The organism is Corallococcus sicarius, assembly GCF_003611735.1.
In the GTDB taxonomy this organism is placed as follows: Bacteria; Myxococcota; Myxococcia; order Myxococcales; family Myxococcaceae; genus Corallococcus; species Corallococcus sicarius.
Window position 1 is genome coordinate 88,741 of the sequence record NZ_RAWG01000002.1, and the last position, 9,207, is coordinate 97,947.

A 9,207-nucleotide genomic window follows, 5' to 3' on the forward strand; every position below is an offset into this window, starting at 1 on the left:
CCTCTCCAACTTGGCGCTCTGGAAGGTCTGTGGCCCAAGCGCCATGCGAGGGGGAAATCGATGATCAGCGCCGACTTCATGGAAGAAGAGTCCCTCGAGGGCATGGACCTCATGGAGGGAGCGGATGCCCTCCAGGAGCTGGAGGAGCTCGCGGACGCGTTCGGCGAGTTCGACGGCTTCGAGGACGCCTTCGAGGGCGAGGGCTTCGAGGAGGGCTTCGAGGGCGAGGGCTTCGAGGAGATGTTCGCCGGGGAGGACGACGCCTTCGAGGAGGACGACGGCTTCGAGGGCTTCGAGCAGGACCTGGCCAGCGGGCTGTACCTGCCGTCCCCGGGTCCACGCCTCATGTCCGGCCCCGCCGCCGTCGCGCTCGCCCGGACGCTCAACCCCATGGTCCTGGAGTCGATGGACGCGGATGACGCCGAGGCGTTCCTGCGCCGCGTCGCCCGGCGTGCCCGGGCCGCCGCGCGGGGCATCGCGCGGGGCGCGCGGCAGGTGGGCCGGGTGGGTGGCGCCGTGCTGCGCCGCGCGGGTCCGCTGCTCAACCGCGCGCTGCCGGTGCTCCAGCGCGTGGCGTCCGTCGCGGGTCCGTGGGGCCGCGTCGTCTCCGCCGGCATTGGCGCCGCGCGGGGCCTGGCGCAGGGCCGGGGACTGAGAGGCGCGCTGGCGGGGGCCGTGGGTGGCCTCATCCCGGGCGTGGGCGGGCGCATCGCGTCCTCCATCCTGCGCGGGGACGGCGCGGACGACGACGCCTCGCTGGACGCGCTCGCGGACATGGCGGACGCGCGGCAAGTGCCCGCCGCCGTGGCGCTCCCGCTGGGCGCGGGGCTCGCGGCTCGCGTGGTGACCCGGCAGGCCGTGCCTCCCAACACGGGGCTGGGGGCCGCGGCCCAGGGCGTCATGCGCTCCCGCGCGCGGACCCTGGAGCAGTACCTCATGCGCATGGTCCAGCAGGTGCCGGGCAGCCCGGGGAGGCGACTGCGGCTGATGCGCGCCATCGCCCAGCTGTCCGCGAGGAACCTGCGGCGCCGGGGGCCTGGCGGTGCCATCACCGCCCTGCCCCCGGTGGTGCGGGCCGCGAGCCAGCGCGTGCTGACGCGCGCGGCGCAGGTGCCCCGGCTGGCCGTCGTCGCGCCTCGCGTGGCTGCGCGGCGGGTGCAGGCGCGGCAGCAGGTGATGCGCCGCATCCCCGTCTCCGCCGTCAGCGCCGCGAGCGTCCGCCAGCCTCCGGCTTGAGGCCGCCCCACCCCACCCGTTCATGACGTCTTCAGGACAAGGAGGAGTACCCATGCAGCAGCCTTTCGAGGAGGAGTTTTCCGGCCAGGCCGATGAGCTGTCCGACCTGATGGCCGAGGGCGAGGAGGGCTTCGAGGGCGAAGGCTTCGAGGCCGAGGGCATGGAGGCCGAGGGCTTCGAGGGCGAAGGCTTCGAGGCCGAGGGCATGGAGGGCGACGGCTTCGAGGCCGAGAGCATGGAGGCCGAGGGCTTCGAGGGCGAGGGCATGGAGGGCGAGGGCATGGAGGGCGAGGGCTTCGAGGCCGAGGGCATGGAGGCCGAGGGCTTCGAGGGCGAGGGCTTCGAGGGCGAGGGAGCCGACGCGCTCGACGACGCCTTCGCGGAGGCCATGGACGCCCAGGACGAGGACGAGTTCCTCCGGCGCCTGCGGGCCGGCGCGCGCAGGCTGGCGCAGGTGGCCGGGCCCACGATGCGGCGCATTGGCCGGCGCACGCTGCCCATCGCCATGCGGCTGATCCGGCAGGCGGCGCCGCAGGTCGGGGGCATCGCGGGGCAGGAGATTGGCCGCACCGTGGCGGGGCTGCTCCGCGCGGACGCCATGGACGCCTTCGCGGACGCCGCGGCGGACTACGCCGAGGAGGACCTGGACTCCTTCACGCGGGTGCTCGGTGGGCTCGCTGGGCGCCACGTGGTGCGCTCGACGATGCCTCCCGCGCGCCGCAGGCAGCAGCCCCAGCAGGCGCGCGCGCTGGGCCGGGCCGTGGGCCAGATGACGACGCAGGTCGCCCAGCGCATCGCGCAGCGCTACGGCGCGGGGGCGATGCCGGCGGTGACGCGCATCGTCCGCGAGGTGACGCGCCAGGTGCGCCAGCAGGGCGCCAGCCCCCAGGCGGTGCCGCGGATGATCCGCCGCATCGGCACCCGGGTGATTGGCAGCCCTCGCGCGGTGCGCCGGCTGGCCCGGCCGAACCCCGCCGCCCGGCAGCTCCGGGTGAGGGCAGGGGTCCGCCGTCCCGGTCCCCGGCAGCGGATGGTCGGAGCGTTGGGCGGGCCCGGCACGCGGCGGATGCGGACCGTCGTGCTGCGAGGCCCGGTGCGAATCGTCGTGCGGTGAGTCTCAGCGGGCGCAGGGAGGGGGGAGGCATATGGCGGACGCGCTTCAGCAATTCCTGCGGGCCAAGGTCCAGAGCATCACGTTCCGCGCGGGGAGGCTGTCACGCCTCACCCCGCAGGACGTGGGGATCCGGCCCCGGGACGTCCCCTACGCCCCCTCCGCCGCGCACTTCGCCGCGGCCAACGCGCGGCTGGGAGAGATTGACCAGGGCGTGCGCAGGGCCGTCGCGCGCCTGAACGGCCGGCTCCACGGCCCCCCTCCCCGTCCCCACGAGGTGCTGGAGCGCAACGCGCTGGTGGAGCGGGAGATCGACCGCGCGCGCCGCGCCTACGGCCTCTTCTTCGACGTCTTCAGCCAACGGGGCACGCGGTTCGCCCCGGCGCTGGCGGCGTGCGACGTCATCGCGGTGGACTGCTTCCAGGCCATCCGGCGGGCCTCGCCGGGGCTGATGACTACCCCGATGCTCAAGCCGCTCACCTACCTGGAGCACGGCTTCTCCCCGGCCACCTTCCGGCGGGGCGTGCTGCTGCGCCGGCTGCTGGGGGAGCGCAACCCGTTCCCGCTCATCCGCGTGCCGTACGAGCGCGTGGAGGCGCCCTGGGGCATGGGCGTCATCCTCCACGAAATCGGTCACAACCTGCAGGCGGACCTGGGCATCTGGCAGGAGACGGAGCAGGCGCTCCAGCGGCGCGTCCAGGGCGTCACGCGCAACCCGTGGCTCACGCGGCTGTGGGGGCGCTGGCACAAGGAGATCTTCGCGGACCTCATCGCGTGCCTGCTGGGCGGGCCTGCGTCGGTGCACTCGATGAAGGACTTCCTCGCGTACCCGCCCTCGCGCGTGCTGACGTTCCAGCCTCTCAGCGCCCACCCCACGCCGTACCTGCGGGTGCTCATCCAGGCGGAGATGCTCCGGCGCATGGGCTTCGAGCGCCGGGCGCGGGACGTGCGCGACAACTGGTACCGGCTGTACCGCGCGCACCTCCCGGGCGCGCGCATTCCGGGCGTGCTGCTGCGCACCGCGTCCCGGCTCATCCCGCACGTGGTGGACGAGCTCGCCTTCCAGCCGCGCCGGGGGCTCGCGCAGCGCGCGCTGGTGGACGTGGTGCCCTTCTGGCCGTCGGATCAGGAGCGGATTGTCCGCGCCGCCGAGTCCCTGGCGCGGGGGCACCTGCCCCCGGGGCTGCCTCCCCGTTACGCGGTGAGCGCCAGCCGCGAGGCGCTTGAACGAAGGCTGGCCCCGCCCGGGCAGATCTCGAAGACGGTGCTCAATCATCTGGTGAGGCTTGGCGCGCGGGATGCGCGGACGCCAGGCGCGAGCGTCACGCTGGCCGCATGACAGGACCTCAAGGGAGGGACGATGTACGAGAACACGAAGGGGCGGAGCAGCGCGGCTTCCATGGAGCTGACGTCGACCGCGAAGACGAAGTTCGACGAGTTCCTGCGCCGGCAGCTGGGGGTCTCGGATGCGCGCGACCCCAAGTCGGTGGTGAACGCGCTGCGCAAGCTCTATCCGACGACGGCCGCGAGGCTGGACGACGAGAGCAAGGGTCAGCCCATCCGCGTCCTGGCCACGCCCGAGCCCTCCATGGGGATGATGTCCGCGGCCATGGAGTCGCCGGGCCTGCGGCGCTACCGGGAGCAGCGCGAGGCGCTCGCGGAGGACCTGGAATACGCGGTGGAGCTGGCCGCGAACCGCGACTTCAAGGTGCCGGTGGACGGGTGGCGCGACTCCATCCTCGCGGAGGTGGATGAAGGAGAGGCCGCGGCGAACCAGGCCGTGGACCCCGTGGCGCGTGACCGGACGTTCTACTCGGTGCGCAAGCTGGGGGACTGCGCGCGCGTGGGGCGCATGGTGGGGATGATCAACCCCACGGTGAGCCCCGAGTTCGGCCGGCTGGCCTCCACGCTGGACGAAGCCTCCATGCTCCTGCGGGTGCTGGCGGGAGAGGCGCTCTTCCGCGCGGGCTTCGACCGGGGCGGCAACGTGTTCCAGGTCGCGCTCCAGGACCTGCGCCAGCGCCGCGAGGCGCTCATCTACGCGCTGGAGCAGCTCACCTCCAGCGGCCAGTCCCCCCACCAGGACGGGGCCGAGGACTGGGGGGATGGACCGTCGTCGTACGGCAAGCTGCTGGAGCAGCTGCGCCTGAAGGGCCACGCGGATCTTCGCTCCATCGTCCGGCCGGATACGATGTCGCGGCTGCTGGACGTGCTGCTGAACCATGCCCCGCGGATGCAGTCGCAGGACCTGCGGGGCATGGCCTCCGCGGTGCCCATGGAGCTGCTCCAGCTGCGGCGGCTGCGTGACGTGGCGGCGAGTCTGCTGGACACGACCGTCGCCTACTCCAGCTCCGGCTCCGGCTCTGGCTCCATCACCACCTCGACCGTCCGCGGACAGGGCGTCACCGCGCCCCTGGCGAACTTCACGGAGTCGCTCACGCTCTTCATCAGCGCCTTCGACCGGCCCAACGCGGGGGCGCGGCTGCTCAACCTGGTGCTCCCCTCGCCGCTGGCCTTCCGCGAGCAGGCTGGCAAGGAGCAGGAGATCACCGACCTCATCCGCCTGCGGGCGGCGGTCCAGGAAGACCTGGACGAGCTGCAGATGGATCCGACGACCAGCGACGAGTTCTGGGAGAACATGGCCCGGCTCGACCGCAAGCTGTACCACATCGACCGGATCCTCGACCTGTACCTGCTGGACTACGACGAGGCAGCGCCGCCGGATACCAACCGCGTGAAGCTGCACACGAAGATCATCGAGCAGTTGGACCAGGGCAGGCCCGTCTTCGAGCTGCCGCTGCCGTTCCTCCGGGAGCAGTGCGGGCTGGAGGAGGATGCGCTGGAGCTGGCGAAGAGCCTCACCCAGGGCTCGGTGGAGCGGGTCGAGGACATCGAGGAGGACCGGCGCAAGAGGTTCGGCTTCGGTGAGGGCGCGCACTGCAACACCGGCGAGGCGTACCAGGTGCCTCCGCCGGAGCGCGTCTCGCTGGACCGGCTGGAGCAGCACTTCCCGATCCTGGGGAGTGATTTGCAGCCGTCGCCGCCCAACCCCGACCCCAGGCCCCCCAAGCCTCCAACGCCTCCGGCGCCTCCAGTGCCCAGGGCCGCGGGGAACGATGAGACCGCGCCGAGCCTGGAGGCGGTGTCGGAGCTCATCGAGCAGAACCGGGCCCAGATCATGACGGAGCTGGAGAAGCGACTGGAGGCCCAGGGGCCGGAGCTGGCCCGGCAGTTGGAGCAGGCGTTCTCCGACCAGCTCAAGGCCGTGGAGCGGCTGCTGGCCGGCAGGGGTGGGCCCACCACGGACGACACGCCTCCGGGCATGAACGGGTTCACCAAGGCGGGCCATTCGCGCCGCCACGTCCGTCATCCGCGGAAGACCTGAGCGCGTGTCCCAGGACCGCAAACCCATCCTCTCACCTTGATTGAACCAGGTGGCATGCCATGAGCATCGGTACGGCAGAAGCCCTGCAGCGTCTCTTCTCGCAGTGGAAGCGAGAGGTCCTCGCCAACGTCAGCTCGGATGTGGAGCGCGCGGAGCTGCAGAAGCAGCTCGCGCTCCGGGAGGGAGAGCTGCTGGCCAGCGCCTCCGATGGCTCCACGGCGTCGCTCTTCTCGGACCTGATGGGGTTGGGCAAGGAAGGAGCGCCGTCCTTCGACTCCATCAGCCGGCCGATGCTCGTCCAGGACTTCGACGAGTCCGTCATCGAGACGCAGCTCCACGCGACCGCGGAGCTCTATTACATCTACCAGCACGACCGGATGAAGGTGTTCCAGGTGGCGGGCGCGCTGCTGCGGCTCTTCCATGACGGGCGCATGCGCATCCAGCGCGGGCCCGGCGCGCGGGCGCTGTACCTCTTGGAGAAGCACCAGCCGCTTCGCTACAAGCCGCGCGACCGGCAGCTGGCCTACCGGCGCGCGTTCAACTACGGGGCGCTGGCGCCGCCGCCGGGCGCGGTGATGTTCCGCAACTTCCACCGCGAGTTCGTCGCCTTCGTGTCGGCCATCGCGCAGTACTTCCGCGACCTGCTGATTGGCGAGGTCATCCGCGGCTCGCAGCACCTGAACGAGCGGCCCTTCGCGAGCCAGGCCACCATCCAGCGCCTGGGCACGGACATCCGCTGGCAGATCGACCGCGCCACCTACGGCAACATCCTGGCGCTCACGGTGGAGGTGGGCGAGTACCTCAAGACCATCCTCGACGCGCTGGAGACGCCGGACATCAAGAAGGCCTTCGACGCGAACACGAAGTGGGACGTCATCGAGGTGGTGTCGCAGCGCTACCTGGGCGGCACGGGGGACATCTCCCAGCGCTCGAAGATGGCGGACGCCGGGCGCCTGCTCTTGAACTTCGTGGCGGACAACCCGTTCAAGACGCGCGACTTCAAGGACTTCCAGACGGAGGTGATGCCGCTGGGCCCGGTGGCCGAGGAGTGGATCGCCGCGTACCGGATGACGCCCGAGGGCCGCACCTTCTCCGGTGTGACGCCCACCCTGCGCCGGACGCTCGGCATTCCCAGCGTCGCGTCGATGCGCTGAAGGGGCGGGGCCCGGCATGGACCTGGACCTGTTCGTCACGCGGGGCTTCGTGATGGAGCGCGGCACGCGTGCCGCCACGGCGCCGCGCACCAACGAGGCACAGCTCGTCGAAGCGGCCGTGGCGGGGCAGGTGTCCCATCCCATCGTGCGCGGGTCGCCCTACCGCATCGGCCGGGACGGGACGCTGCGGCTGGTGCCCGGCAGCGGCGGCATCGTCCTCAACCGCCGCGTGGGGGACCCCGCGGTGGGGCTCGCGGCGGACCACATGGAGGCCGGGGTGTCGTTGCACAACAACGGCCGTGAGGTGGTGGGCCCGCGCAATGGCCCCAACCAGGCGCTGATGTTCTACGCGTGCGTGGGCAACCGGGCGCGCGTGACGTCGGGCCCCGTGGTGGGCGCCGAGGGCACGGTGGTGGGCAAGCACGGCGGCATCAACCACGTCATCGTGGACTTCACGCCCGACGTGAAGCGGCGGCTGCTCATCGGGGACCGGGTGCAGCTGGACGCGTATGGCCAGGGGCTGGCGCTGCCGGACTTCCCGGAGGTGCGGCTGCTCAACCTGTCGCCCCGGCTGCTGCGGCGCTGGGGCGTGCGGACGGTGCGGGGGCGGCTGCTCATCCCCGTCACGCACACGGTGCCCGCGGAGCTGATGGGCTCCGGCATGGGGCGCCCCGAGGGCGTGCTCGGGGACCTGGACATCCAGCTGTCGGATCCAGGGCTGGTGCGGCGCTTCCGGCTGGGCTCGCTGCGGCTGGGAGACCTGGTGGCGGTGTGCCCGCTGGACTACCGCTTCGGCCCCAGCCGGCGGCCGGGCAGCGTCACCGTGGGGGTGGTGGTGCACTCGGACAGCAAGGTGTCGGGACATGGCCCCGGGGTGACGCCGCTCTTGATGGCGCCGGGCTCGCGCGTGCAGCTCGTGCGGCAGCCCCAGGCCAACCTGGCGTTCGTGCTGGGCTTGCGCCGCGGCGTGCCCCGGCTGACGCGCCACTGACGGCCGCGGCGCTTCAGGGGAGCGGCGCGCCGTAGCAGCGCGAGACCATGGCCGCGCGGGTGTCCACCCCGAGCTTCACGAAGATGCGCCGCAGGTGGGCCGCCACGGTCCACGTGCTGATGTTCAACTTCGCGGCGATCTGCTTGTTGCCCAGGCCCGCGCAGACGCACGAGACAACCTGCCGCTCCCGCGCAGTGAGCAGCCGCAGGTCGGACGTGGCGGGCGCGGGCGCCGGCCCCTGCTCCGGAGGCTCCGCAGGCTCCGGAGGCTCCGGAGATGACGCCGGCACCAGGTGGTAGCGCTGCCCGTCGATGATGAACTCCCCGGCCAGGAGGGGGTTTCGCGCCTCCGGCACGGCGGCGTCCCCCGGTTCGGGGATGACGAGCAGGACGTGGCTCCCGGGTTGAAGGTGTGTCCGCATGGCGGTCCTCGCGGTGCGGGTCAGGAGGGGTCGGCGAGTTCGGGAGAGGCCAGGATGCGCCAGACCTCGGCGGCCTCGCGCGCGCGTCCGGCGGCACGCAGGGCTTCGGCGAAGAGCTCGCCCGCGTGTTCACCCGATGCGGGCTGTCCGGCGCGTTCGCGAGCGTGCGCCATGAGCCGCGTGACGCCCCGGCGACCGAGCCGCAGCTCCGCGTGGAACAGCAGGGCCAGCGCGCGAGGCGTCGTGAAGGGCCCGCCCGGCGCATCCACCGGGGCAGCACCGGAGGTCAGCACGGGGCGCAGCACCTGCGCGATGAGGGACTCGAGCTGCGCGAGCTGCGCCCCACGCTCCCGTCCGGCCTGGGCCAGCGCCGCCACGAGTCGCGGATCCTCCCCGAGCACGGTGAGCGCCTCGCGCCCCTCGGTGGGAGGCGCGCTCCGCACGCCCTGGACGCGCAGCGACGCGGGCTCGGGTGGGTGCTCCGGGATGACGTCGATTCCCAGCCGTCCCAGCCGTGCTTCGAACGCCGCGGGCTCGCTCCGCTTCCACTCGGCCAGCGCGGCGATGAGCGTGGGCCCCGACAGCGGCCACGCGCCCCAGCGCAGCTCGCCTCCGGATTGTGAATCCCAGGAGACGGAGTCGAACGGACTGCCGAACCACGCGAGGACGAACTCCAATGCGCGAGCGTGGGCTTCCGTCAGACCGAGTCCGAGCAGCTCTTCACGGGACGGTGCGCAGGGGCCACGCACCGCGACGGTGCCACGGTGGACGAGCCTGCCGCCCTCATTGCCCAGGACGACCCTCGCATCTGCGGGAGGCAGGGTGGCCACCTGACCCTGGAGTCGGATCTCCTCCCGCGCCGCGCGGAGGGGGCTGGGCGGAGCCTCCTGTGGGGCCGGGGCTGGGGCC

The 9,207-nt window shown here is 72.6% G+C and carries 8 protein-coding genes; 6 read left to right on the top strand and 2 right to left on the bottom strand.

The genetic code is table 11. The features are described from left to right. Nucleotides 1–60: 60 nt before the first annotated feature. From D7X12_RS00675 to D7X12_RS00700, 6 genes are read left to right on the top strand one after another with little or no spacing between them, the layout of a single operon-like run. Entirely contained in the window at nt 61–1,236 is a 1,176-nt protein-coding gene (locus tag D7X12_RS00675; RefSeq protein ID WP_120623321.1) for a hypothetical protein, read from the top strand. A 52-nt stretch (nt 1,237–1,288) separates the two neighbouring features. Continuing rightward, the gene (locus D7X12_RS00680) at nt 1,289–2,350 is read left to right on the top strand and encodes a hypothetical protein (protein WP_120623322.1); all 1,062 of its coding nucleotides are present in this window, start codon (nt 1,289–1,291) and stop codon (nt 2,348–2,350) included. Between the two features lie 31 nt (nt 2,351–2,381). Further along, nucleotides 2,382–3,686, top strand: coding sequence for a hypothetical protein (locus D7X12_RS00685; protein ID WP_120623323.1), 1,305 nt, complete (start codon nt 2,382–2,384; stop codon nt 3,684–3,686). Between the two features lie 21 nt (nt 3,687–3,707). Next, on the top strand, nt 3,708–5,732 hold the full coding sequence (locus D7X12_RS00690) for a hypothetical protein (protein WP_120623324.1): 2,025 nt from the start codon (nt 3,708–3,710) through the stop codon (nt 5,730–5,732). A gap of 59 nt (nt 5,733–5,791) precedes the next feature. After that, complete coding sequence (locus tag D7X12_RS00695) at nt 5,792–6,886, top strand: hypothetical protein (protein WP_120623325.1); 1,095 nt, start codon at nt 5,792–5,794, stop codon at nt 6,884–6,886. Nucleotides 6,887–6,902: 16 nt separating this feature from the next. Continuing rightward, entirely contained in the window at nt 6,903–7,877 is a 975-nt protein-coding gene (locus D7X12_RS00700; RefSeq protein WP_120623326.1) for a DUF4438 domain-containing protein, read from the top strand. A gap of 13 nt (nt 7,878–7,890) precedes the next feature. Here D7X12_RS00700 and D7X12_RS00705 read toward each other — a convergent pair whose 3' ends face one another. After that, nucleotides 7,891–8,298, bottom strand: a complete 408-nt coding sequence (locus D7X12_RS00705) for a helix-turn-helix transcriptional regulator (RefSeq protein WP_120623327.1) — start codon at nt 8,296–8,298, stop codon at nt 7,891–7,893. Nucleotides 8,299–8,318: 20 nt separating this feature from the next. Beyond that, the coding region (locus D7X12_RS00710; protein WP_341868195.1) for a hypothetical protein at nt 8,319–9,207 on the bottom strand (889 nt) is incomplete at its 5' end.

Bases quoted from the DNA above. Each gene is read 5' to 3' on its own strand.
- D7X12_RS00675 (WP_120623321.1), top strand. From the start codon at position 61: ATGATCAGCGCCGACTTCATGGAAGAAGAGTCCCTCGAGGGCATGGAC.
- D7X12_RS00680 (WP_120623322.1), top strand. From the start codon at position 1,289: ATGCAGCAGCCTTTCGAGGAGGAGTTTTCCGGCCAGGCCGATGAGCTG.
- D7X12_RS00685 (WP_120623323.1), top strand. From the start codon at position 2,382: ATGGCGGACGCGCTTCAGCAATTCCTGCGGGCCAAGGTCCAGAGCATC.
- D7X12_RS00690 (WP_120623324.1), top strand. From the start codon at position 3,708: ATGTACGAGAACACGAAGGGGCGGAGCAGCGCGGCTTCCATGGAGCTG.
- D7X12_RS00695 (WP_120623325.1), top strand. From the start codon at position 5,792: ATGAGCATCGGTACGGCAGAAGCCCTGCAGCGTCTCTTCTCGCAGTGG.
- D7X12_RS00700 (WP_120623326.1), top strand. From the start codon at position 6,903: ATGGACCTGGACCTGTTCGTCACGCGGGGCTTCGTGATGGAGCGCGGC.
- D7X12_RS00705 (WP_120623327.1), bottom strand. From the start codon at position 8,298: ATGCGGACACACCTTCAACCCGGGAGCCACGTCCTGCTCGTCATCCCC.